Source organism: Variovorax sp. P1_G12 (assembly GCF_056405555.1).
In genome coordinates, this window is sequence record NZ_JBFUBW010000019.1 from 34,578 (window position 1) to 58,219 (window position 23,642).

The 23,642-nt window shown below is 67.7% G+C and carries 23 protein-coding genes; 13 read left to right on the plus strand and 10 right to left on the minus strand.

The window, feature by feature from the left end; genetic code table 11:
- Positions 1 to 41 precede the first annotated feature (41 nt).
- Together AC1D2O_RS21505 and AC1D2O_RS21510 are read right to left on the minus strand one after the other, a co-directional pair.
- Positions 42 to 803 carry an aspartate/glutamate racemase family protein gene (locus AC1D2O_RS21505; RefSeq protein ID WP_478094049.1) on the minus strand — a complete coding sequence of 254 codons (762 nt, stop codon included), beginning with the start codon at positions 801 to 803 and terminating at the stop codon, positions 42 to 44.
- 29 nt (positions 804 to 832) lie between these two features.
- On the minus strand, positions 833 to 2,320 hold the full coding sequence (locus AC1D2O_RS21510) for an NCS1 family nucleobase:cation symporter-1 (protein WP_478157874.1): 1,488 nt from the start codon (positions 2,318 to 2,320) through the stop codon (positions 833 to 835).
- Between the two features lie 309 nt (positions 2,321 to 2,629).
- Between AC1D2O_RS21510 and AC1D2O_RS21515 the strand changes: the two genes are divergently transcribed.
- The 5 genes from AC1D2O_RS21515 to AC1D2O_RS21535 all read left to right on the plus strand — a co-directional run bounded on the left by AC1D2O_RS21515 (position 2,630) and on the right by AC1D2O_RS21535 (position 6,695).
- On the plus strand, positions 2,630 to 2,878 hold the full coding sequence (locus AC1D2O_RS21515; RefSeq protein ID WP_478090673.1) for a hypothetical protein: 249 nt from the start codon (positions 2,630 to 2,632) through the stop codon (positions 2,876 to 2,878).
- 40 nt (positions 2,879 to 2,918) lie between these two features.
- Positions 2,919 to 3,116 (plus strand): hypothetical protein, encoded by a 198-nt coding sequence (locus AC1D2O_RS21520; protein WP_478090672.1) that lies wholly within the window; start codon positions 2,919 to 2,921, stop codon positions 3,114 to 3,116.
- 253 nt (positions 3,117 to 3,369) lie between these two features.
- A complete protein-coding gene (locus AC1D2O_RS21525) occupies positions 3,370 to 3,513 on the plus strand; it encodes a hypothetical protein (RefSeq protein WP_478090671.1) in 144 nt (47 codons plus the stop codon).
- A 272-nt stretch (positions 3,514 to 3,785) separates the two neighbouring features.
- Complete coding sequence (locus AC1D2O_RS21530) at positions 3,786 to 4,526, plus strand: response regulator (protein WP_478090670.1); 741 nt, start codon at positions 3,786 to 3,788, stop codon at positions 4,524 to 4,526.
- Positions 4,527 to 4,535: 9 nt separating this feature from the next.
- Positions 4,536 to 6,695 carry an ATP-binding protein gene (locus AC1D2O_RS21535; protein ID WP_478090669.1) on the plus strand — a complete coding sequence of 720 codons (2,160 nt, stop codon included), beginning with the start codon at positions 4,536 to 4,538 and terminating at the stop codon, positions 6,693 to 6,695.
- 15 nt (positions 6,696 to 6,710) lie between these two features.
- Here the strand turns inward: AC1D2O_RS21535 and AC1D2O_RS21540 are convergent, their stop codons facing one another.
- The 5 genes from AC1D2O_RS21540 to AC1D2O_RS21560 all read right to left on the minus strand — a co-directional run bounded on the left by AC1D2O_RS21540 (position 6,711) and on the right by AC1D2O_RS21560 (position 12,618).
- Positions 6,711 to 7,622 carry a universal stress protein gene (locus AC1D2O_RS21540; protein ID WP_478090668.1) on the minus strand — a complete coding sequence of 304 codons (912 nt, stop codon included), beginning with the start codon at positions 7,620 to 7,622 and terminating at the stop codon, positions 6,711 to 6,713.
- A gap of 358 nt (positions 7,623 to 7,980) precedes the next feature.
- The gene (locus AC1D2O_RS21545) at positions 7,981 to 9,207 is read right to left on the minus strand and encodes a M20 family metallopeptidase (RefSeq protein WP_478157875.1); all 1,227 of its coding nucleotides are present in this window, start codon (positions 9,205 to 9,207) and stop codon (positions 7,981 to 7,983) included.
- Positions 9,204 to 10,985: a 2-oxo-4-hydroxy-4-carboxy-5-ureidoimidazoline decarboxylase gene (gene uraD / locus AC1D2O_RS21550; protein ID WP_478157876.1), complete on the minus strand. Its 1,782-nt coding sequence runs from the start codon at positions 10,983 to 10,985 to the stop codon at positions 9,204 to 9,206. The genes AC1D2O_RS21545 and uraD overlap by 4 nt, the downstream gene beginning before the upstream one ends.
- Before the next feature lies 1 nt (position 10,986).
- Positions 10,987 to 11,937 (minus strand): allantoinase PuuE, encoded by a 951-nt coding sequence (gene puuE, locus AC1D2O_RS21555; RefSeq protein WP_478157877.1) that lies wholly within the window; start codon positions 11,935 to 11,937, stop codon positions 10,987 to 10,989.
- Between the two features lie 6 nt (positions 11,938 to 11,943).
- Positions 11,944 to 12,618, minus strand: a complete 675-nt coding sequence (locus AC1D2O_RS21560) for a GntR family transcriptional regulator (RefSeq protein WP_478157878.1) — start codon at positions 12,616 to 12,618, stop codon at positions 11,944 to 11,946.
- A 74-nt stretch (positions 12,619 to 12,692) separates the two neighbouring features.
- On the opposite strand from AC1D2O_RS21560, the gene uraH reads away from it, so the two are divergent.
- Positions 12,693 to 13,055: a hydroxyisourate hydrolase gene (gene uraH / locus AC1D2O_RS21565; protein WP_478094940.1), complete on the plus strand. Its 363-nt coding sequence runs from the start codon at positions 12,693 to 12,695 to the stop codon at positions 13,053 to 13,055.
- A gap of 373 nt (positions 13,056 to 13,428) precedes the next feature.
- Here uraH and AC1D2O_RS21570 read toward each other — a convergent pair whose 3' ends face one another.
- On the minus strand, positions 13,429 to 13,929 hold the full coding sequence (locus AC1D2O_RS21570) for a hypothetical protein (protein WP_478093858.1): 501 nt from the start codon (positions 13,927 to 13,929) through the stop codon (positions 13,429 to 13,431).
- A 77-nt stretch (positions 13,930 to 14,006) separates the two neighbouring features.
- On the opposite strand from AC1D2O_RS21570, the gene xdhC reads away from it, so the two are divergent.
- The 7 genes from xdhC (at position 14,007) to AC1D2O_RS21605 (ending at position 20,684) form a co-directional block, all read left to right on the plus strand.
- Positions 14,007 to 14,819 carry a xanthine dehydrogenase accessory protein XdhC gene (xdhC, locus tag AC1D2O_RS21575; protein WP_478093856.1) on the plus strand — a complete coding sequence of 271 codons (813 nt, stop codon included), beginning with the start codon at positions 14,007 to 14,009 and terminating at the stop codon, positions 14,817 to 14,819.
- Between the two features lie 206 nt (positions 14,820 to 15,025).
- A complete protein-coding gene (locus tag AC1D2O_RS21580; protein WP_478093854.1) occupies positions 15,026 to 16,231 on the plus strand; it encodes a urate hydroxylase PuuD in 1,206 nt (401 codons plus the stop codon).
- 166 nt (positions 16,232 to 16,397) lie between these two features.
- Positions 16,398 to 17,732 carry a glycerate kinase type-2 family protein gene (locus AC1D2O_RS21585; RefSeq protein ID WP_478157879.1) on the plus strand — a complete coding sequence of 445 codons (1,335 nt, stop codon included), beginning with the start codon at positions 16,398 to 16,400 and terminating at the stop codon, positions 17,730 to 17,732.
- Positions 17,733 to 17,793: 61 nt separating this feature from the next.
- A complete protein-coding gene (locus tag AC1D2O_RS21590) occupies positions 17,794 to 18,507 on the plus strand; it encodes a phosphatase PAP2 family protein (RefSeq protein ID WP_478093517.1) in 714 nt (237 codons plus the stop codon).
- Between the two features lie 129 nt (positions 18,508 to 18,636).
- Positions 18,637 to 18,876: an acyl carrier protein gene (locus AC1D2O_RS21595; RefSeq protein WP_478093518.1), complete on the plus strand. Its 240-nt coding sequence runs from the start codon at positions 18,637 to 18,639 to the stop codon at positions 18,874 to 18,876.
- Entirely contained in the window at positions 18,873 to 20,075 is a 1,203-nt protein-coding gene (locus AC1D2O_RS21600) for a beta-ketoacyl-[acyl-carrier-protein] synthase family protein (protein WP_478093520.1), read from the plus strand. Before AC1D2O_RS21595 ends, AC1D2O_RS21600 begins: the two co-directional genes overlap by 4 nt.
- Before the next feature lie 72 nt (positions 20,076 to 20,147).
- Positions 20,148 to 20,684 (plus strand): DUF4136 domain-containing protein, encoded by a 537-nt coding sequence (locus AC1D2O_RS21605; protein ID WP_478093521.1) that lies wholly within the window; start codon positions 20,148 to 20,150, stop codon positions 20,682 to 20,684.
- A gap of 117 nt (positions 20,685 to 20,801) precedes the next feature.
- Here AC1D2O_RS21605 and AC1D2O_RS21610 read toward each other — a convergent pair whose 3' ends face one another.
- Complete coding sequence (locus AC1D2O_RS21610) at positions 20,802 to 22,625, minus strand: IlvD/Edd family dehydratase (protein WP_478157880.1); 1,824 nt, start codon at positions 22,623 to 22,625, stop codon at positions 20,802 to 20,804.
- Complete coding sequence (gene denD, locus AC1D2O_RS21615) at positions 22,625 to 23,641, minus strand: D-erythronate dehydrogenase (RefSeq protein ID WP_478157881.1); 1,017 nt, start codon at positions 23,639 to 23,641, stop codon at positions 22,625 to 22,627. The genes AC1D2O_RS21610 and denD overlap by 1 nt, the downstream gene beginning before the upstream one ends.
- Between the last annotated feature and the right edge of the window lies 1 nt (position 23,642).

Genomic DNA, 23,642 nt, shown 5'->3' on the forward strand with positions numbered 1-23,642 from the left:
GGCCTGGATGCGGCGGAGCCCTGGGTCGCCGCCCGCCGCGATCAGGCCGCCCGCTTCAGCGGCGGCATCGCCGGCAACGCGAAGTCGCCGAGGAGGCCGCTGATCGGCTTGGGCAGCGGGCGTGCCAGTTCGCCGCGCTTGCTGGTGGCCAGGCGCAGGCTCACCAGCGATTCGACCAGCTGCGTCCCGGCGGCCACGCCGTCGACCACCGGCACGCCGAGCACCTGTCCGATGTGCTCGCACAGGTCGGCCATGCCGGCGCAGCCGAGCACGATCGTATCGGAGCCGTCCTCGTCGAGCGCGCGGCGGCATTCGTCGACGATGCGCTCGCGCGCGCGCGATCCGGGCGCCTCGAGCTCGAGCACCGCGATCTCGCAGGCTCGCACGTTGGCGCAGAAGCGTTTCATGCCGTAGACCTCGGCGAGGTGCCAGGCCTGTCCCATCGTGCGGGCCAGGGTGGTCACGACGCTGAAGCTGCTTCCCACCAGGCTCGCCAGATGCATGGCCGCCTCGGCGATGCCGACCACCGGGCCGCGCGCCAGTTCCCTGGCGGCCTTGAGACCGGGGTCGCCGAAGCAGGCGATCACGTAGCCGTCGATGCCGTCGCGCTCGCCGGCGGCGATCTCCTGCAGCAGGCCGGGCACCGCCAGCGCCTCGTCGTAGTGGCTTTCGATCGAGGCCGGCCCCATGGCGGGGCTGACCGCCACGATCTCGGTGCCGGGCCGCGCCACCGAGCGCGCGCAGGCACCGATCTTCTCGGTCATGCTCCAGGTGGTGTTGGGATTGATGATCTTGATGCGCATGATGGGTCGGGGATTGGAAATGAGCTTGCTCAGCGCTTGCGGTTCTGCAGCATGTAGAAAACGAAGCCGAGGCCGGTGCCGATGAACCAGGCGTAGTTGGCGGCACCGCGCAGGGGCGGCACCAGCACGCACAGCACCGGCACCAGCGCGGCCGGGACCAGCGCCCAGATGGCGCGCCGGTTGTAGCCGTTGTCGTACCAGTAGGCGCCTGCCGGGCTCAGGGTGTAGAGCGCATCGACGTCGACGCGCTGCTTTTGCACCAGGTAGTAGTCGGCGATCAGGATGCCGAACAGCGGCCCGATGAAGGAACCCAGGATGTCCAGCGTGTAGTGGATGACCTCCGGGTTGTTGTAGAGGTTCCACGGCGTGATGAAGACAGAGCCCACCGCGGCGATCATGCCGCCGGTGCGCCAGCTGATCTTCTGCGGCGCGACGTTCGAGAAGTCGAAGGCTGGCGAGACGAAATTGGCGACGATGTTGATGCCGACGGTGGCGATCATGAAGGTCAGCGCGCCGATCACCACCGCGGTGGTGCTGTCGATCTTCGCCACGGTGTGGACCGGATCGGTGATGAGTTCGCCGAACACCGGCAGCGTCGCGGCGGAGGTGATCACGGCCAGCAGCGAGAAGAATAGAAAATTGACCGGCAGGCCCCAGAAGTTGCCCTTCTTGACTGCGTCGAAGCTCTTGCCGTAGCGCGAGAAGTCGCCGAAGTTGAGCATCGGCCCGCTGAAGTAGCTGACCACCAGCGCAGTCGCGCTGAGCATCACCGGCAGTGCGTCCCAGCCCGCGAACTTGACGCCACCCAGGCGCATGTCGATGTTGCTCCAGCCGGCCTTCCAGACCAGCCAGCCGCACAGCGCCGCCATCACCACGTACACGGCCGGACCGGCCCAGTCGATGAAGCGCCGGATCGCTTCCATGCCGTGCCAGAACACGATGGCCTGCAGCACCCACATGACCATGAAAGCCACCCAGCCGAGCGCCGAGAGACCGACGAAGCCGTGCTGCGCCACGTCCGCGTAGGGGGCGAGGCCGGGATGGAAGTGCAGCGCCAGCAGCATGAATGCGCCCGAGGCCAGGTAGGTCTGGATGCCGTACCAGGCGACCGCGATCAGGCCGCGGATCACGGCCGGGATGTTGGCGCCCAGCACGCCGAACGAGGCGCGGCAGATCACCGGATAGGGTGTGCCGGTCACCTGGCTGGGCTTGGCCACCAGGTTGCAGAAGAACTGCACGATGCAGATGCCCACCAGCAGCGACACCAGCACCTGCCAGCTCGACAGGCCGAGCGCGAACAGGCTGCCGGCCGTGATGTAGCCGCCGACGCTGTGGACGTCGGACATCCAGAAGGCAAAGATGTTGTATTGGCCCCAGGTCTGCCGCTTCAACGGCGCAAGGTCTTCGTTGGTCAGGCGCGGGTCGTAGCCCGGCTTGATCACTGCGTTCGATTCGCTCGGGTGCACGGCGCCTGGGATCGGCAGCTCGATGCTGGCTTGGCTGACGGTTGCGTTCACGGGTGTCTCCTCGTGGCGGATGGTCGAAGGGCCGAACGGAATGCTCGGCCGGTTGATTGCACCCTATATTTGTATACAAAAAATGGGTGCAATCAAGCCCGATGTGGGGCCAAGGACTCCGTGATTACCCTGATCTGACGGGGCGGGGCGGAGCGAGGCGCCGGCAGGTGGCCAGCGATGGGACGTAAAAAGTACACAAGATCTAATGAATCATCTTGTTACTTTTGCAGTAATTAGGCACAATGTATTACATCGATGTGCTGCCGATCCGCGGCGCCACACGGACCACCCTTTCCTTGCGAGGCCCCCATGAAGACCCAGAAACAGGCAATCAGTGAAGGCTACGACGTCGATCTGTCGGGCCCCGGAAGACCGATGGGCGCCAAGGGCAAGTACCCCGATTTCGAGGTCATTCCCTTGCTGACGGAGATGGAGGCGGAGCTCATCAACACGCTGGGCCTCGTGCGCAACCTGCTGCTCGAAGGCACGCCTTCGCCAGACGCCCGGGAGGGCGTGGTGCTCGCGATCGACGGCCTGCTGGCCGCCTCGCGCTCCTGACCCCTCATCCCTCGAACCCTATTCAGACAGGAGCCACCTCATGAACACCTATCAGACAGTCAGCCAGGCCAGCGGCGTGGCACGCACCCTGAGCAGGAGCGCTGCCTGCACCATCGTCGTGTATCAGGCCGGCGGCAACCGATTCATCACCGCCCGGCCGTCCGATGCCGTGAGCGGCCTGGTGATCGGCATCTATCAGAACGGCTACCAGGTGCAAGGCGCCCGCCGCGCGGGCTGAATCCGGCACCCGGCGCGGCGCCGCTTTTCGCGCCGCCGCCCCCCCCCCCGCTCAACGCCTGCCTAAGGCGCCATGGCGGCCGGTGCCCTGGGCGAAGCGCCCGGCACCCTTCGCGCCCTCTCTTCGCCAGCGACAGCTCCCATCGAGCGCAGGCCGAACTTCGGTCGGTGCATGCACTGCTGCGGGAACGCGGCGATCTCGCGCGCCAGCGCCTGCGCCGAGGCCAAGGCATTTCCGGGGCACCACCACGCAATTGACAAGCCGCCACCTCGGAAGCGGCGACACCGGCCACCTCGTCGAGCGCACGACCGATCCCGACGATCCGGGCAAGGCGCAGGGTGCGGGCGTCGAACCGTGCATGGACACAGCCTTCCGCCTGAATCGATGGATCCGCTGAGAAGGAGAAGGCGCCCTCAAGCCGGGCAAGGAAAAGGGCCGAAAGGAAGCCTGTTGCGTCGGCTTCTGCAACGTTTTGTGACTGATTAATATTAATAGATTGGTTTGTCGAATTGAAATTGATTGTTTGGATGGTTGTGGGAAATTTCTAAAAAGACAATAAGAAAATTCTGAAATTGATTTGAATATATAGACGATCCATGTGTGGATTTTTTCGCAAAGAGAGGGAATATGCGATTCTATAAGTGCTGATGTATTCCGCATTGGGTTTGGATGCGACTTAAAATCGAGACGAAAGCGCGGGTTGAATGCTATTCGATTGAGAAATGGCCCACGCGCAATAGCCGTCAGACGGCCAAAACTCATAGCAAGGGAATCCAAATGCATACAGTCATCGTGGTCGACGATCACCCGGCCATCCGGCTCGCGGTCCGCTCCGCACTCGAGGCCGGCGGCGACTTCAAGGTCGTCGGCGAGGCCGGCGACGGCCCCACTGCGCTGGCCGCCATTCGCGATCAGCACCCCGACCTGGTCATTCTCGATCTCGATCTGCCTCGGCTCAGCGGCCTGGACCTGCTCGAGCGCGTGCGGAAATCCCAGCCCGAGATCAAGCTGCTGGTGTTGTCCGCGCAGCAGGAATCCGTTTTCGCCGCCCGCACGGTGCAGGCGGGCGCCAACGGCTTCATGAGCAAGAACGAAAACATGACGGCGGTGGTGCAGGCCGCCCAAACGGTGCTCGCCGGCTATAGCCTGTTCCCCTCGTCAGCGCTGTCCCCGCAGGCCCATCTCAATTCGCCGGCCAGCCCCGACGCCTTGATCAAGACCTTGTCCGACCGGGAACTGACGGTGCTGCAATACCTCGCGCGCGGCATGAGCAACAAGGAAATCGCCGAAACGCTGCTGATCAGCAACAAGACGATCAGCAGCTACAAGACACGCATCTTCGAGAAGCTCAGAATTTCCACGCTGGTTGAATTGGTCGATTTCACCCGCGCTCACCGTCTCATTTCCTGAGGGGCCGAAATGATCTTCGGCCATCTGGAGGGTCACTGCCTCTGGTTCTATGCGTTCGCCGCGGGTTTCGCGTTGTGCCTCGTCCTGAGCACGATCCGGACTCGGTCGTTGCGCATCGAGATGGGGCGCCGGCTGGCCGCGAAGGCCGAACTGCACGACCAGCTCGCCTTCCAGCGGGCGACGCTCGAGGGCATCCCCTATGCCATCTGCGTGCGCGACGCCGAGGCGCGGCAGATCTTCTGCAACGCAGCCTACGAAACGCTCTTCGGCACCACGCGCGAGGCGATCGAAGGCAAGACCGTGTGCGAAAGCGGGCTCGACTTCGCCGATCCCGAGCATATGACCCTGCTTCACGAGCGCTACCTCGACCTGCTCGCCAACCACGGCACCATCAGCGAGGACGTCGACGTGTCTGTCTACGGCCAGACGCGGCGCATTCTCCACTGGGCGGCGCCCATCGCGCTGAAGGAGGGCGCTGCGGCATCCGCGCTGATCGCCGGCGCGATCGACATCACCGAGCGCCAGCACCTGATCGAGCAGATCGAAACGGCCCTGACCCGGGCCGAGGAGGCGAACCGGGCCAAGTCCAACTTCCTCGCCACCATGAGCCACGAAATCCGCACGCCGATGAACGCGGTGCTGGGCCTGCTCGAACTGCTGGTGCGCGAGGGCCGGTTGAACGCGAAGGACCGGGAATCGGTCGAGCTGGCCCGCAGCTCGGCGCAATCCCTGCTCGGGCTGATCGACGACATCCTGGATATCTCGAAGATCGAGGCCGGGGGCCTGGAGATCGTGCTGGCGCCGGTACGGCTGCGGCCGATCCTCGAAGATGTGGCCAAGGTGTTCTCGGGCATGGCGCGCCAGCGCGGACTGGTCATCGGGCTCGACCTGGATCCGGCGGTCGGCGAATGGCATGTGACCGATGCGACGCGCTTCAGGCAGATCGTCAACAACCTGGTCAGCAATGCCATCAAGTACACCGATGCCGGCAGCGTCACGCTGCGCCTGCGCCACGCGAATCGGAGCGGGGACACCGAGTCGGTCGTCCTCGAGGTCGAGGACTCCGGCATCGGCATCGCGTCCGAGGATGTCGCGAACCTGTTCCGGCCCTTCTTCCAGGCCGAGGCCGCCGGGCCGCGTGCCGTCAGCGGCACGGGGCTGGGCCTGCCCATCGTGCAGAGGCTGTGCCGGAAGATGGGGGGCACGATCGAGGTTCGCAGCCAGCGCGGGCAGGGAACCTGCATCCGGGTCGCGTTCGACCTGTTGGTCGTGGCCGCGCCGCTGGCCGCGACGCTGCCGGCGATCCAGGACGACAACGAGTCCGGGCGTTCCTGGCGCTGGCACGGCAAGGTCCTGGCGGTCGACGACCATCCGGCCAATCGGCTGCTGCTGCGCCGCCAGCTGGATCACCTGGGCCTGGACTGCGAACTGGCCGAAGACGGCGAGACTGCACTGGAACTCTGGCGCGATGGCGGCTTCGACCTCGTCATCACCGATTGTTCGATGCCGGTCATGGACGGCTACGCATTGACTGCGGCCATCCGTGCGCTCGAGCGCGAGCAGCGCCTGCCGCGCTGCCCGGTCCTGGGCTGCACCGCCCATGTGCAGGAAGCGGAGAGGCGCCGCGCCCTCGAAGTGGGGATGGACGAGTGCCTGATGAAGCCCTTCAGCCTCGATGGCCTGTCGGCGGCGCTCCATCGGCATCTGCGCGCGGATCTTGCGGCACCGCCATCCGCGCCGCCGCCGGAAGCCCCGGCCGGGAGACCGTTCGACCCGCTGGCGCTGCGCAGCCTGTCCGACGGCGATGCCCGGGTCGAGGCGAGATTTCTCGAGGCCCTGCTGCGAGCCAACCTCGGCGACCTGCGGCAGCTTGTCGACCACGTCGAGTCGGGCGAGCTCCCTGAAGCGGCTTCCATGGCGCACCGGATCAAGGGCGCGGCACGGATGGTCCAGGCCGAGCGGGTGGTTCAGGCGTGCGAAGCGCTCGAGCTCGCGTGCCGCGGCGAGCAGCCGTCGTCACCGACCGGTGGCCTGGCCCTGCTGGTGGAGCGCCTGGACGAACTCAATCGGGCGATCGAAGTGCTACTGGCGGATCTGGGGCAGCCCGCCATGCAGTCCTGGACGCATGGCGCAGCAGCCAGATCCAGCTCGTCGCCGAACCGTTCGTGAGCAGGCGTGCGTCGCTCACGAGATCCTCCCGACGGCCGGAGCGAGGGCGCGCTCGGCCTCGATCCGTTGCATTGCCGCGGCGCGTGACGAGGCCTGGAAGTCGTCGGGCACGATCAGGACGTCGCTGCTCGCCCAGCACAGCACGCGCTGCGCCACGCTGCCGAAGACGAAGTCCACGACCGGCGAGTTGCTGCGCTTGCCGACCACCAGCAGATCGGCGCCCACATGGTCCTGCTGGATCGCGGCCTGCCGGGCGGGGTCGCCGTGGCCGATGGCCGACATCACGCGGTTGCGGCGGGAGTCGAACGAATCGGTGAGCCAGAAGATGCGGTCGCGCGCATGGCGCATGCATTCGTGCCTGTAGGCCTCGATGGCGTGCCGGGACACCTCGGCGGAGCGCAGCTTCGCCTCGTTGCGGGTGCTGATGGCGTGAAACAGCTCGACTTCGGCGTCGTCGTCCAGCATCCAGGCCAGCTTGACCAGGTTCTTCGATGCCGGCGTGAAGTTCACGGCGACCAGGATCCTGCCGTAGCGTTGCCGCGGTGCCAGCTTGCTGACCAGGATCGGGCAGCGGCAAAGGCGCGCCAGCCGCTCGGCGGTCTGGCCGCGCAGCAACGCGCCGAGCGTGCGTTCGCGGCCATGGCCGAGCACCAGCAGGTCGGCGCAGCTGGCTTCCTGCGCGACATCCGCAAGGCTGTTCGCGCTCCGGCTCACCGTCCGCACGGTGATGGCGAGCCGGCGGCCCAAGTCCTTGGCGGCGTGCGCCAGCCGGCTGGCCGCGTCGACGGGCGCTGCGTCGCCCTCGGTGGCGAAAACCATGAGCTTGAGCGTGGCGCGGTGCAAGACCGCGAGCTGGGCCGCACGTTCGACGGCCTGGTTGGCTTGCCGCGAAAAGTCGGTGATGGCCAGGATGGATCGGATGTTCATTGCAGGGTGCTCCTCTGCCGCCTGCCCGATCGGACGGGCAGCGGCCACTACCGCGCGAGGCTGGTGCCCGGCGGTCGAAAGGTCTGCGCTGAAAGGGGAGAGGAGCGGACCGCCGGGCTTAGGAATCTGCGGGCGTCGGCTGGCAACCCGCCGTGCTCGCCAGGAACTGCGCATGCGCGCGGTCCGCCGCAAGGGGCAGGACTGCGAAGGCAGCGTGGTTCTGGGGCTGGACGGGGATTGGCATGCGGCCGAGTCTATCGGCGACCCCCGATCGGCTCAAGCAATGGCCTCACGCTCCTTGCCGATATGAGAACGCCGGGCGACGGGCCCGGCGCTGCGCTCGGAGGCTGGGGCCGGCTCAGGCCAGCAGGTCGCTCAGGGTCCGCGCGATGACCTTGGTGGCGCGCCGCAGGTCTTCGAGCACCACGCGCTCGTCGTTGCGCTTGGCATGCGACTCGAGCACGGTGCGCGGGCCGGCGCCGTAGATCACGCCCGGGATGCCGGCTTCGCCGTACAGCCGCACATCGGTGTAGAGCGGCGTGCCCATGGCCTTGATCGGCTCGCCGAAGAGCGCCTGGCCGTGCTTCTGGATCGCATCGACCAGCGGCTTGTTGCCGGCCAGCGGCTTCATCGAATTGGCCAGCAGCATGCGCTTGATGTCGACCGTGATGCCGGGCAGCGGCGCCGCGGCATCGGCGATGACCTTGCGGATGCTGGCTTCGACCTCGACCGGGTTCTCCTCGGGGATCATCCGGCGGTCGAGCTTGAAGACCACCTTGCCGGGCACGACGTTGGTGTTGGTGCCGCCCTCGATGCGGCCGACATTGAGGTAGGGGTGCGTGATGCCCTCGACCTTCGACGTCACCTGCTGGTAGAGCGTGTTCTGTGCATAGAGCGCGTTCAGGATGTGGACCGCGCCCTGAAGCGCATCGACGCCGCTGGTCGGGATCGCGGCATGCGCCATCTTGCCGTGCACCGTGACTTCCATCTGCAGGCAGCCGTTGTGCGCCGTGACCACCTCGTAGCTGAAGCCGGCCGCGATCATCAGGTCGGGCTTGGTGAGGCCCTGCTTGAGCAGCCAGCCCGGGCCCAGGATGCCGCCGAATTCCTCGTCGTAGGTGAAGTGCAGTTCGACGCTGCCCCGGCTCGGCTTGGCCACCGCCTCGAGCGCTCGCACTGCGAAGGTGAAGCTCGCGAAGTCGCTCTTGCTGACCGCGGCGGCGCGGCCGTAGAGGCTGCCGCCGTCGATCTCGCCGCCGTAGGGGTCATGGCTCCAGCCTTCGCCGGGCGGGACCACGTCGCCGTGCGCATTGAGCGCCACCGTGCGTCCACCGTTGCCGTACTTGCGGCGCACGATCAGGTTGGTGATGGATTCGAGGCCGTAGTCCTTCACCTCCTGTTCGGGCACGGCGTGCTTCTCGGCCTCGAAGCCGAAGGCCTCGATCAACTCCGCCGTGCGCTCGGCGTGCGGTGCGTTGTTGCCGGGCGGCGTGTCGGTGGGCACGCGCACCAGGTCCTGCAGGAAGCGCACTTCCTCGTCGAAGTGGGCGTCGATCCAGGCGTCGAGTTTCTTGTAGTCGGTCATGGTTGGCTTTGCTCGGTGGCGATGTTGTCCAGCAGCAGCTGAAACGCAAGAACCGCCAGCTGCATGTCGTCGTTGGTGCTCGATTCGAGCGGGTTGTGGCTGATGCCCGAATTGATGCCGCGCACGAAGAGCATGGCTTGCGGCATCACCTCGTGCAGTTTCATCGCGTCGTGGCCGGCGCCGCTCGGCATGCGGAACAGTGGCACGCCGAGCGTGTCGACCGCCTTCTCCCAGCGCTGCTGCCATTCGGGCGCGCTGGGCGCCGCGGCCGCGCGCATCGTTTCCTCGAGCGTGTGGCGCACGCCGCGGCGCTCGCAGATCTCCTTCAGCGCTTCGACGACGTCGGCCGCGAGCGCGTCGCGCTGTTCGTTGTTCGGCGCCCGCAGGTCGAGGCTGAACTTGCAGCGCCCGGGCACCACGTTGATCGAGCCGTTCGGCACTTCGAGCATGCCGACCGTGGCGACCGAATCGCCGTCCTTCGCAGCGCGCTGCTCGGCGAACAGGATCAGCTCGGCCACGGCGGCCGCGGCGTCGCGGCGGCGGTCCATGGGGGTGGTGCCGGCGTGGCTGGCCATGCCGATGACCTCGCCGACGTAGCGCACGCTGCCGTTGATCGAGGTCACGATGCCGAGCGGCAGGTCGAGTTCGGTCAGCACCGGGCCCTGTTCGATGTGGACTTCGACGAAGCCCAGGTACTTCGAGGGATCGCGCTGCAGCTTCGGGATGTCTTCGTCCTTGAGGCCCGCGTGGCGCCGCGCCTCGCGCATCGTGATGCCGTCGGCGTCCTTCTGGTCGAGCCATGCCGTGTCGAAGTGGCCGATCAGTGCGCCGGAACCCAGGAAGGTGGCCTTGTAGCGCTGGCCTTCCTCTTCGGCGAAGCCCACGACCTCGAAGGCGAACGGCAGCCGGCGGTTCTGCCGCTTGAGTTCGCGCACGCAGGCCATCGGCACGAAGATGCCGAGCCGGCCGTCGTACTTGCCGCCGTTGCGCACCGTGTCGTAGTGCGAGCCCGTGAGCAGCGCCCGGGCGCCGGGCGTGGCGCCCTCGTAGCGGCCGACCACGTTGCCCACGGCATCGATCTGCACGCTGTCGAAGCCGGCGTCGCGCATGTCCTGGGCGAGCTGTGCTGCGCAGGCGCGGTGCGCGTCGGTCAGGTAGGTGACCGTGAGCTGGCCCTTCTCGGCGTAGCCCGGGTCGGTGTGGACGGCGAGCTTCTCCTGCCAGTCCCAGACCACGTTGCCGAGCGTCGGGTCGGCATCGAACTTGTCGTCCAGGCGGATCTCCGCGATGCGGTGGATGTTGCGCAGCGCCTCGCCGAGCTCGAAGGCCGGGTGGTGGTGCAGCCGGCGCTCGAAGGTCTCGATGATCTCGCGCTTCAGGAGGCCCGTGCCGCGCGGGCCGCGCACCGCGAGGATGAACGGGAAGCCGAACTTGGCGTTGTAGTCGGCGTTGAGCTGCTGGATCCTCGCGAATTCCTCGGGCGTGCAGTCGGTCAGGCCGGCCTTGTTCTGCTCGTTGGTCGATTCGGCGGTCAGGCTCTTGCTGACCATGGCCTTGCCCGCGAGTTCGGGGTGGGCGCGGATCAGGCCGAGCTGCTCTTCGCGCGAGGCGTGGGTCACGGCCTGCACCAGCGCATGCTTGAGGTGCGGGAGCGAGCGGAACGGACGCGATACGAGCGAGCGCGCCGCGATCCAAGGCGAATGCTCGTAGACGCCGTCGAGCAGCGCGACGGCTTCGTCGGCCGATGCCGCGTTGAGTTGGTCGATGGTGAGCGCCATGTCAGTTTCCTTGCGAGGCGGCGTAGGGATGCGTCGCTTTCCAGTGCCGCGCGATGTCGAGCCGGGTGCAGACCCAGACCCGGTCATGCGCGGCGATGTGGTCGAGGAAGCGCTGCAGCGCGACGATGCGCCCGGGCCGCCCCAGCAAGCGGCAGTGCATGCCGATGCTCATCATCTTCGGCGCCTCGTCGCCCTCGGCGTAGAGCGCGTCGAAGCTGTCCTTCATGTATTTGAAGAACGGGTCGGCGTGCGAATAGCCCTGCGGCAGCGCGAAGCGCATGTCGTTGCAGTCGAGCGTGTAGGGCACGATCAGTTGCGGCACCACCTGGCCGTCGGTCTTCTGCACCTTCATCCAGAACGGCAGGTCGTCGCCGTAGTAGTCGCTGTCGTATTCGAAGCCGCCGTAGTCGGCCACCAGGCGGCGCGTGCGCGGGCTGTCGCGGCCCGTGTACCAGCCGAGCGCGCGCTGGCCCGTGAGCTTCTCGATGGCCTCCATGCCCAGCCGCATGTGCTGGCGCTCCGTGGCCTCGTCGAGGTTCTGGTAATGGATCCAGCGCCAGCCGTGGCAGGCGATCTCGTGGCCCAGTTCCTTGAAGGCGGCTGCAAGTTCGGGATAGCGTTCGAGCGCCATGCCGACGCCGAACACGGTCAGCGGCAGGCCGCGTTTCTCGAACTCGCGCAGGATGCGCCAGACGCCTGCGCGCGAACCGTATTCGTAGATCCCCTCCATGCTGATGTGGCGGTCGGGGTAGCTCGCGGGGTTGAACATCTCGGACAGGAACTGCTCGGAGCCGGCGTCGCCGTGCAGCACGCAGTTCTCGCCGCCTTCCTCGTAGTTGAGGACGAACTGGACCGCGATGCGGGCCCGGCCGGGCCATTGCGCATGCGGCGGATTGCGGCCGTAGCCGACGAGGTCGCGCGGGTAGGGCAGTGTGGAGTCGTAAACGGTCATGGGTCGTCAGGCCAGTGCCAGTGTGATGTCGTGTGTCGGGACCTTGCGGTCGAAAGTGAGGTTGGCCTCGACGTGCTCGAGATGCTCGGTCATGAGTCGCACGGCGCGTTCCTCGTCCTTGGCGGCGAGGGCCTTCACGATGTCGGCGTGCTCGTCGTTCGAGTGCTCTGCCGCGGTCGCGCTCTGGTACATCAGCGTGATCAGGGCGCAGCGCGAGATCAGCTCGCCGAGGATCTGCGCCAGCACCGTGTTGCCCATCAACTCGGCCATGCGCACGTGGAAGTCGCCAAGCAACTCGGTGCGGCCCGAGATGTCCTCGCCCGAGACGGCGGCCTTCTCGAGTGCGACGTGCTCCCTGAGTGCCTTGATCTTGGCCGGCGTGACGTTGCGAACGAAGGCGCGCGTCATCTCGGCCTCGAGCATGCGGCGCACCGCGAACACCTGCTTGGCCTCGTCGACCGCGGGTGCCGCCACGAAGGCGCCGCGCGCGGGCTCGAGCCGGATCAGCTTGTTCTGCGACAGCTGGAACAGCGCCTGCCGCACCAGCGTGCGCGAGACGCCGAAGTGGTCCGCGAGCTTCTGCTCGGCCAGCTTGCTGCCCGGCTGGAGCCTGTGCTCCACAATGGCCTTGGTGAGTGCGTCGACGATCGCGCGGGTGGTGGTCGAGTCCATGTTTTTCATGATAGACCCAAAGCCGATAACTGTATACACTTTTGTCGACCGTAATTTCCCGAATGCACCGAAGGAGAAGATTCATGGGCCTGAGCACTCACGTACTGGACACGATGCACGGCTGCCCGGCCGGCGGCATGGAGGTCGCGCTCTTCACCACCGACGGCACCGCGGAGGACGCTCGCGCCACGCTGGTCAGGCGCTTCACGCTGAACGCGGACGGCCGCAGCGACGGGCCGCTCTATGACAACAGCACGCTGAAGACCGGCACCTACCGGTTGGTGTTCGATGTCGCGGGCTATTTCAAGGCCCGCGGCGTGACGCTGCCCGAGCCGAACTTCCTGAACCGGGTGGCGCTGGATTTCGGCGTCGCGCATACCGACCAGCACTATCACGTGCCCCTGCTGGTGAGTCCGTGGAGCTACTCCACCTACCGTGGGTCATGATGCTCGCCCCCAGGTTGCCCGGCACTTCGTGTCCGGGCGCCCACCCCCTACCGGGGGCGCAGTCAGCGGCCCGGCGAAGCCGAAAACGTGGCTCGCCCCCAGGTTGAACTCACTTCGTGTAGTTCGCCCACCCCCTACCGGGGGCGCAGTCCGCGGCCCGGCGAAGCCGGTTCCGCGACTGCGCACGAACGGGCGCGCTGCGCGCAGCCGAGAAACGGTCGCAGCGCCGGCTTTTGCTTTGGCCGGCGCAGCCAGGCCCGTTGGTGAAACACCGCGGAACCGGCTTCGCCGGGCCGCTGGTGTTGCCCCCGGCAGGGGGTGGGCGCCCGGACACGAAGTGCCGGGCAACCTGGGGGCGAGCTACATCCGCGAGCTACATCTGCCCTTCGCTGAGCGTATCGAGCTGGAAATGACCGCCTTCGTCCCACAGCCAGGTGTCGGTCCAGGTCACCTTGCCGAGCCGCGAGGCGGCCGGGTAGGGCGCGGCCACGAGCACGGTGCGCTCGATCTCGGCGATCACCTCGGGCGCGTGCGTCGGTGCCCGCATCCAGTGCATCGACAGCACCTTGCCGTCGGCATCGAGGTTGACCTGCAGCGTGCCGACCGCGTAGAGCAGCGGCGGCAGCTTGCCGCCGTAGATGCGTGCCTTGTTGATCTCGTAGACGTGGCGGGCGGCGTCCTTGCGGTAGTCGCGCGCCGTGGCGGCGCTGGACGCGCGCGGCTTGCCGCGGCTGTTGTCGCCCGGCTCGGGCTTGGCGCTGCTGAGTTGGCCCGGGACGGCACCGCTCGGCGTGGTGCTGCAGCCGGCGAGCCAAAGGCTGGCGAGGAGGGTGGCCGCGAGGGCGAGGCGGCGCGGCAAGGACTGAAAATGCATCGGCCGGTTTATACCGTGCCCGGCCGGGTGCCGCGCAACCGGAGGTATCGTCGGGCCGATCCAATGGAGGTTTCGCAATGAGCGGCGCAGTCGACGAACTGCTCGCGCGCCTGCAGCGCGAAGGCGCAGTGCTGGTGCAGGTCGTTTCGACCGAAGGCTCCGCGCCGCGCGAGGCCGGCACCTGGATGGCGGTCTGGGCCGATGGGCTCACCGCCACCATCGGTGGCGGCCAGCTCGAGTTCCAGGCCATCGACGCGGCGCGGGCCTGGCTGGCCGGCGGCCCGGCCATCGAGGGCGTGCGGCGCTATCCGCTGGGGCCGAGCCTGGGCCAGTGCTGCGGTGGGGTGGTGTTCCTGTCGTACCGCCGCATTGAGGCGGCGGATGCGCAGGCGCTCCAGGCCGAACTGCTTGCACACCTGGAACCCGTGGCGCTGTTCGGCGGCGGCCATGTGGGCGCGGCGCTGGCACGGCTGCTGGCGACCCTGCCGTTCGCGGTGCGCTGGATCGACAGCCGCGACGGCGTGTTCCCCCCCGAACTGCCGGCGCAGATCGAAACCGAGCATTCCGAGCCCGTGCAGCACGCGGTGGGGCAACTCGCGCCGGGCTCGCGCGTGCTGATCATGAGCTTCAGCCATGCCGAAGACCTCGACATCGTGATCGCCTGCCTCAAGCGGCTGCGCGAGCGCGACGACCTGCCCTACATCGGCCTGATCGGCAGCAAGACGAAGTGGGCGACCTTCCGCCATCGGCTGGAGGCGCGCGGCTTCACCGCCGAGGAGATGGCCTGCGTGACCTGCCCGATCGGCGTTCCCGGCATCGGCGGCAAGGAGCCCGAGGTGATCGCCGTGGCCGTGGCGGCACAGTTGTTGCAGTCGCTTCCTTCCGCATGAAGCGCTCAGGGTTTTCCTGCATGCCCCGTGCCGCAAAACCTTCGAGTCCGCAAGCAAAAGTGTATACACTCCAGTCCACAAGCCGCAGCGGAGCGAGACCTCGACCAGGGTCTGCGTTCGCGGCACTTTCTCTGCTTACAGCGCCCGCAGTGGTGAGCAGGCCGGAACACCGCGGCGCTCCCACGCGCCGACAAGGTTGAGAGCAAATGGAAAGCTATTACCTCGACTGGGCCAACCTGCTACTGCGCTGGGTCCACGTCATCACCGCCGTCGCCTGGATCGGCGCCTCCTTCTACTTCGTGATGCTGGACAACAGCCTGGAGAAGCCGCAAGACCAGGAGTCCTTGGACAAGGGCGTCGGCGGCGAGCAGTGGGCGGTGCATGGCGGCGGCTTCTACAACATGCAGAAGTACGCGCTGGCGCCCAAGCGGCTGCCGGACCACCTGCACTGGTCGTACTGGGAGAGCTACTCGACCTGGCTCACGGGCTTCGCGCTGTTCACGATGTCCTATCTGTGGAACGCGAGCACCTACCTGATCGACAAGTCCAGGATGGACTGGCAGCCGGGCGCCGCGATCGGCGTGGCGCTGGCCTTCTTCGTGGTCTTCTGGATGGTGTACGACGGCATCTGCCAGTTGTTCGGCCGGCGCAAGAACGGCGACACCATCGTCGGCGTATTGATTGCCGTCTTCATCGCCTTCGCGACCTGGCTGGCCTGCCAGTGGTTCGCCGGCCGCGCGGCCTTCCTGCTGGTCGGCGCGATGATGGCGACGACCATGAGCGGCAACGTGTTCTTCTGGATCATCCCGGGCCAGCGCAAGAACGTGCAGGCGCTGCGCGAAGGGAAGCCGGTCGACCCGGTGCATGGCCAGCGCGGCAAGCAGCGCAGCGTGCACAACACCTACTTCACGCTGCCGGTGCTGTTCGCGATGCTGAGCAACCACTACAGCTTCACCTACACCCACAAGTACAACTGGATCGTGCTGCTGTTGATCATGCTCGGCGGCGCGGCCATCCGGCAGTTCTTCGTGGTGCGCCATCGCTTCAAGCTCGGCAATGCGCGCAATCCGATTCCGTACGCGTTGTTCGGCATCGCGGTGCTGGGCCTCACCATCGTCTGGATGAAGCCTGAGCCGGCAGCGGAACCGGCGCCCGGGGCGGCAGTCAAGAAGGTGTCTTACGGCGAAGTGCAGAAAGTGCTTGAGCAGCGCTGCTACATGTGCCATGGCGCGCAGGTGCAGATGAAGAATGTGCGCCTCGACACGCCGGACCAGGTCGCCGCGCACGCGCAGGCGGTGTACCAGCAGGCGGTGGTGACCAAGATCATGCCGATGAACAACTCGACCGGCATCACGGATGCCGAACGGGCTCTGATCGGCAAGTGGTTCGAAGGCGGGGCAAAAACTGAATAGGCTCGCCCCCAGGTTGCCCCGCACTTCGTGTCGGGGCGCCCACCCCCTACCGGGGGCAACACCAGCGGCCCGGCAAAGCCGGTTCCGCGGTGTTTCGCGAAGGGCCCGGCTCGCCTGGCGGCGAGCGGGCGGAGATCGAGAGAATTTCGGGGACATAAGGTGACGTATGAACACATCGAAGCTGCAGCAAATACCTGACGCGCACTCGGCGCCCCGCGAATTCCTCGCGCATCTTTACCGCGTCGCGGTCGAGCGCGCGCTGCCGCTGGCGAGCATGGGGGCCTACCTGCCCCCGCCGCCGAAGGGGCGCACGTTGGTGCTCGGCGCCGGCAAGGCCGGCGGCTCGATGGCGCAGGCGCTGGAGGCGCTGTGGCCGGCGGGAGCGCCGCTGTCGGGTCTGGTGGTCACGCGCTACGGTCATGTGCCGCCGCGCCCCGCAGGGCTGGCCTCCCGGATCGAACTGGTCGAGGCCGCGCATCCGGTGCCCGACCAGGCGGGGCTGGATGCCGCGCAACGGATCCTCGCGCTGACCGAAGGCCTCACGGCCGATGACCTGGTGCTGTGCCTGATCTCGGGCGGCGGCTCGTCGCTGCTCACCCTGCCGGCCGAAGGGCTCACGCTGGCCGACAAGCAGCGCATCAACACCCAACTGCTCGAATCGGGCGCCCACATCGGCGAGATGAACTGCGTGCGCAAGCACCTGTCGCGCATCAAGGGCGGGCGGCTCGCCGCCGCCTGCGCGCCGGCGAAGGTCGTGACGCTCACCATCAGCGATGTGCCGGGCGACGATCCGGCCGTGATCGCGAGCGGACCCACCGTGCCCGACGCGAGCAGCTGCGCCGACGCGCTGGCGATCCTCGACCGCTACCGGATCGACGTGCCGGCACCGGTGCGGGCCCGGCTCGAGAGCGGTGCGCTCGAGACGCCCAAGCCCGGCGATGCGGTGTTCGAGGGCCACGTGACGCACGTGATCGCGGCACCCCAGCAATCGCTCGACGCGGCGGCGGCCGCGGCGCGTGCCGGCGGCATCGCGGCGCACGTCCTCAGCGACGAGATGGAAGGCGAATCGCGCGAAGTGGGCAAGGTGCATGGCGCCCTGGCGCGTGCGGTGGCGCTGCGCGGGGCGCCGTTCGCGAAGCCCTGCGTGATCCTGTCGGGCGGCGAAACCACGGTCACGATCCGGCCGCGGCAGCCCGGCCAGGCCAAGGGCCGCGGCGGCCGCGCGGGCGAGTTCTGCATGGGGCTCGCGGGTGCGCTGGCCGGCTGCGAAGGCGTCTGGGCGCTGGCCGCCGACACCGACGGCATCGACGGCGTCGAGGACAATGCCGGCGCCCTCGTCACGCCCGACACGCTGCGCCGTGCCGAGGCGGCCGGCGCCAAGCTCGCAAGCCACCTCGACCGCAACGACGCCTACGGCTACTTCGACGCCATCGGCGATCTGCTGGTCACCGGGCCGACCCACACCAACGTCAACGACTTCAGGGCCCTGCTGATCCTGTAGCGGTTGGCCCACAGGCTCCCCGTCGAAGCTGGTGAGAGAATCGGCGACAACGCCGAGCCTCATGAATCCACCCAACGACCTGCGCCCGGCGCCCCGCCCCTTCGAGAGCTGGCAGGTCGAGATCTGGCTTCGGATCCGCAGGCATTTCGTCCTCAAGGTGATCGGCACCACTGCGTTCACCTGGCTCTTTTTCATCGGCTACTTCCATCTGCTGCGCCAACCGGCGAGTCCGGTCGCGGCGATGCCGTTGACCGCGATCGACCGTCTGATCCCGTTCCAGCCGCAGGCGCTCGTCGCCTATTTCTCGCTCTGGCTGTACGTGGGGGTCGCACCCGGACTCCAGCTCACGTTCAAGGAACTGGTGGTGTACGGGCTATGGGTCGGCGGGCTGTGCCTGACCGGGCTCGGGTTCTTCTATTTCTGGCCGACGCAGATCCCGCCGATGACGCTGCCGCCGACGGACTTCCCCGGCTTCGCGATCCTGCAGGGCGTCGACGCCGCGGGCAACGCCTGTCCGTCGATGCACGTGGCGATCGCGATCTTCACGGCCCTCTGGATCGAGCACATCCTGCGCCAGGCAGGCGCGCCGATGGCGCTGCGCGTGATCAATGCACTGTGGTTCGCGGCCATCGTCTGGTCGACGCTGGCGATCAAGCAGCACGTGGTGCTCGACGTGGTGGCCGGCGCGCTGCTCGGCGTCGTGTTCGCGCTGCCTTCGCTGCGCTGGCGGCCTCGTGCCGGCGCGATTTTCGCCCGGCTGGAGCGGATATCATGAGCCGTCACTGCCCGCGGGCCGGTTCGGCGGCCGTGACAGGAAGATCTGATTCTCGCGGGCCGACATCCACAACAACATTGCCGTTCGCAGGCAGCGCCGACGGCCGGAAATGACGACGGACACCGTACGATGAGTTCGCTGAAGGAATTGCAGGATCTGATTCACGAGAAGTACGGCATTGAAGCGTCGGCACTCGACCCGCATGCTTCGATGCGCGAGAAAGGCTTCGATTCGCTGGCCCTGGCCGAGTTCGTGTTCGCGATCGAAGACCGCTTCTCGATCACGATGCCCGACGACGACCCGAACATCGACACGCTGGCCGCCCTCGCGGCCGTGGTCGACAAGGCCAGGGCAACCCAGACCACGTGAGCCCGGTTGCCGTCACAGGCCTGGGCGTCGTGGCACCCCACGGCGATGACCACGGCCGCTTGTTCGCGGCGCTGCTGCGGGGCGACTCGGCGCTGGAGCCGGTCTTTCCCGAACTGCCCAAGCCCGCGGTCGCGGCCCGGGTGGCTTTCGATGAATCCCGCTGGTTCACCAAGCTGCAGCTCGCCGGCGTGGACCGCGTGAGCCAGCTCGCGGTGGCCGCCGCCGACCTGGCGATGCGCGACGCCGAGGCGCTCGGTGACCTGGATCCCGAACGCATCGGTGTCTTCGCCGGCTGCGGCATGGGCGGCGCCGCGGCGCTCGAAGCCGCCTACCGCGGCGGCGCACGCGTGCCGCCGCTGACCATCCCGGCTTTCATGCCGAGCGCACCGGCCTCGCACGTGGCGATGCGCCAGCGCGTCCAGGGGCCGGTGTTGACCTATTCGGTGGCTTGCGCCTCCTCGTCGGTGGCCATCGCCGAGGCCGCCAAGGCGGTGCAGCGCGGCGACGTCGACCTGGCGATCGCCGGCGGCAGCGAGGCGCTCGTCGTGCCGGGCGTGGTGCTCGCCTGGCAGGCGATGCACACGCTCGCCAGTGTCAGGCCCGGCGAAGAGGCGACCGCGATCCGGCCCTTCGCGAGCGACCGCAGCGGCTTCGCGCTTGGCGAGGGCGCCGCATTCCTGGTGCTCGAATCGGCCGAGCGCGCCCGCCGGCGCGGCGCGCGGGCCTATGCCGAGCTGGCCGGCTGGGGCCTCAGCTGCGACGCCACGCATCTGACCAAGCCCGATGCCGCCGGCCAGGCGCGCGCACTGCGCCAGGCGCTGCGGCAGGCCGGAATGCAGCCCCGCGACATCGGCTACTGCAATGCCCACGGCACGGCCACACGCATCGGCGACGCGGTCGAGCGCGACGCGCTGGCCGAGGTCTGGGGTAGGGACCTCGATCGCCTGCGCGTCAGCGCGACCAAGGCGCTGCACGGCCATCTGCTCGGCGCCGCGGGCGCGCTGGAAGCCGTGGTGACAGTGCTGGCCCTCCATCGGCGAGAGCTGCCGCCGAGCATGCATTGCGAGGCGATCGATCCCGCCTGCAGCCTGAACCTGGTGGCGCCTGGCCACTCGGCCGCGCCGGAACTGCAAGCCGCCATCAGCAACTCCTTTGCTTTCGGCGGCACGAATTCGGTGCTGCTGTTCAGTCGGGCCTGAGCCGTGACGAGCATGGGGGCCCGTTAAACTCGAATCGGTTTCGCATCCCCTCACACACGCATTGGAGTCAACATGATCGGACGTTTCGCTGCACTGGCTGTCGCGCTGCTGCTCTCGGCCTGCGCGAGCGTCGGCGGCCCCACGGTCAAGATCGATGTCGACCCGGGCGCCAACTTTTCGCGCGTGCGCACCTACAGCTGGGTGGCGCGGCCCGACGGCGGCACGCCGCTGATGCAGCAGCGCATCGTCGACGGCATCGATTCCCGGCTGCAGGCGCAGGGCTGGAAGCCGGCGCCCGACGGCGACATCCATGTGTCGGCCCATGTCTCGTCGTCGGAGAAGGAAAGCCTCAACAGCTATTACGCGCGGGTCGGCTATGTCGGTTGGGGCGGATTCGGTCCGCCGACGCCGAACAGCCCGATGCCGGCCGAGACCTTCGAGGTCGGCACGCTGGTGGTCGACATGGTCAACGCGCAGACCAAGCGCTCGGCCTGGCGCGGCACCGCGAGCGGCACGCTGCACGATGATCCCGCGAAGATGAACGCCTTGCTGCAGACCGCGCTCGACAAGATGTTCGCCGGCTTCCCCCCCGGCCCCTCCTCGAAGTAGTCGACGCGGCCCGCGTTTCCATTCCAGGAATACCGCGGAACCGGCTTTGCCGGGCCGCTGGTATTGCCCCCTCGAAGGGGGTGGGCGGCTACACGAAGTGAGCCAACCTGGGGGTGGTCAATGGTTATCTCTGGGGATGCCGAAGGTCGCGTGGATCTTCTGGTATTTCACGGCCGGCTTGAGCACCATGCCTTCCGAGAGCTCGTCGACGATGCCGCGCTGAATCTCCTGCCACGGCGTCTGGCTCGCCGGGAACTTGTAGCCGCCGGCGGCGGCCAGCGCGGCGCGTCGCTTGTCGAGCTCCTCGTCGGACACCAGCATGTTCGCGGTGCGCTTCTTGAGGTCGATGCGCACGCGGTCGCCGGTCTTCACCAGCGCCAGCCCGCCGCCGGTCGCGGCCTCGGGCGAGGCGTTGAGGATCGAGGGCGAGCCCGAGGTGCCGGACTGGCGGCCGTCGCCGACGCAGGGCAGGGCGGTGATGCCCCTCTTGAGCAGGTACGAAGGCGCGCGCATGTTGACCACTTCGGCCGCGCCGGGATAGCCGACCGGGCCGACGCCGCGCATGAACAGCACGCTGTGCGGGCCGATCTTCGTCTTCGGATCGTCGATCCGGTGGTGGTAGTCCTCGGGGCCGTCGAAGACCACGGCGGTGCCCTCGAAGGCCATCGGGTCCTTCGGGTCCTCGAGGTAGCGGGTGTGGAATTCGGGCGTGATCACGCTGGTCTTCATGATCGCGGAGTCGAACAGGTTGCCCTTGAGGTTCAGGAAGCCGGCGTTCTTCTTCATCGGCTTGGCGTAGGGCCAGATCACCTTGCGGTCGCTCGTGAACTGGCCTTCGCAGTTCTCGATCAGCGTCTTGCCGTTGGCCGTGAGGGCCGGCTTGATCTTGCCCTTGGCGATCAGCTCGGCGACCACCGCGGGCACGCCGCCGGCGCGGTAGTAGTCCTCGCCAAGGTACTCGCCGGCCGGCTGCAGGTTGACGATCAGCGGAATCTTGTAGCCGTGCTTTTCCCAGTCGTCGGGTGTGAGTTCGACGCCGATGTGGCGCGCGATCGCGATCAGGTGCACCGGTGAGTTGGTCGAACCGCCGAGCGCGGAGTTGACCACGATCGCGTTCTCGAAGGCTTCGCGCGTGAGGATGTCGGAGGGCTTCAGGTTCTCGCGCACCATCTCGACGATGCGCTTGCCCGTGAGGTAGGCCATTTCCTGGCGGTCGCGGTAGGGCGCCGGAATCGCGGCGCTGCCCGGCAGCGTCATGCCCAGCGCCTCGGCCAGCGAGTTCATCGTGGAGGCCGTGCCCATCGTGTTGCAGTGGCCGGTCGACGGCGCCGAGGAGGCGACCAGCTTCAGGAATTCCTGGTAGCCGATCTCGCCTGCGGCCATCATCTCGCGCGCGCGCCAGACGATCGTTCCCGAGCCCGTGCGTTCGCCCTTGTGCCAGCCGTTGAGCATCGGCCCCGAGTTGAGCGCGATGGCCGGGATGTCGACCGTGGCGGCCGCCATCAGCTGGGCCGGGGTGGTCTTGTCGCAGCCCGTGGTCAGCACCACGCCGTCGATCGGGTAGCCGTACAGCACCTCGACCAGCGAGAGGTATTGCAGGTTGCGGTCGAGCGCCGCGGTGGGGCGCTTGCAGGTCTCCTGGATCGGGTGGATCGGGAACTCGAAGGCGATGCCGCCGGCGTCGCGGATGCCCTCGCGCACCCGCTCGGCGAGCACCAGGTGATGGCGGTTGCACGGCGCGATGTCCGAGCCGGTCTGCGCGATGCCGATGATCGGCCGGCCCGACTGCAGCTCGTCGAAGCCGAGGCCGAAGTTCATGGTGCGCTCGAGGTAGAGCGCGGTCATGTCGGCGTTGGCCGGGTTGTCGAACCAGGCCTGCGAGCGCAGCGTGAGAGCCGGCTTGGCTGCGGTCCGGGATTTCTTCTTGGCGGCTGGTTTCATCAGGTCATTCCCTTCAAGGTCTGGTCTGCGTTGGGCAGTGCTGCGCAATCGTCGATGTATTGCCGGACGATATCGGCGAAATTCTCGTGCGGCAGCAGGCCGAGCCGTGCGGCCCGTGCCGCCGAGGCACCGCTGGGCCAGTTGGCGACGATGCCGGCGATGCGCTCGTCGCGTTCGAAGCGCACCAGGGCGCGCACCTTCGGGCCGGCCACCTCTTCGAGCGCGTCGAGCATGTCGGCCACGCGGACGTTGAGGCCCGGCAGGTTGAGCGCGGTGCGGCCGCAGAAGGCCTCGCGCGTGGCCTCGTAGACCGCGATCAGGCCGTCGACGGTGCGCGACGGCGACGACACCGGGTGCGACACCTCGGGTGAGACCGGGCAGATCGATTCGACGCCGGCCAGCGGTTCGCGGATGATTCCGCTGAAGAAGGACGACGCGGCGCCGTTGGGCCGGCCGGGACGCACGGTGACGGTCATGAGCCGGGCCGCGCGGCCGTCGACGTAGCCCTTGCGCGTGTAGTCGGCGACCAGGTGCTCGCAGATCAGCTTCTGCGTGCCGTAGGACGTCTGCGGCGCCGGCAGCGTGTCGTCGGCCACAAGCGCGGCCAGCGGCACGGCGGGGTCGGGTCCGAAGACCGCGACCGAACTCGAGAACACCAGCCGCGCGACCTTGCCGCCGCCGTTCACATGGGCCCGCAGTGCATCGAGCAACGCCCGCGTGCTGTCGAGGTTCGATCGCAGGCCGAGGTCGAAGTCGAGCTCGCATTCGCCCGACACGGCCGAGGCCAGATGGAAGATGCCGTCGAAGGCTTCTTCGCGCAGCGCTTCGGTCTGGGCCAGCAGCGGCCCGGTGCGGGCCTCGACCCGCGCATCGGCCAGCAGGTCGGCCGGTGGCGGCGCGATGTCGGTCAGCACCATGCGCTCGATGCGCTGGCCGGCCAGCGTGCCGCGAGCGAGCAGGGTGCGTGCGAGGCGCGCGCCGACGAAGCCCCCGCCGCCGGTGATCATCAGTTTCATT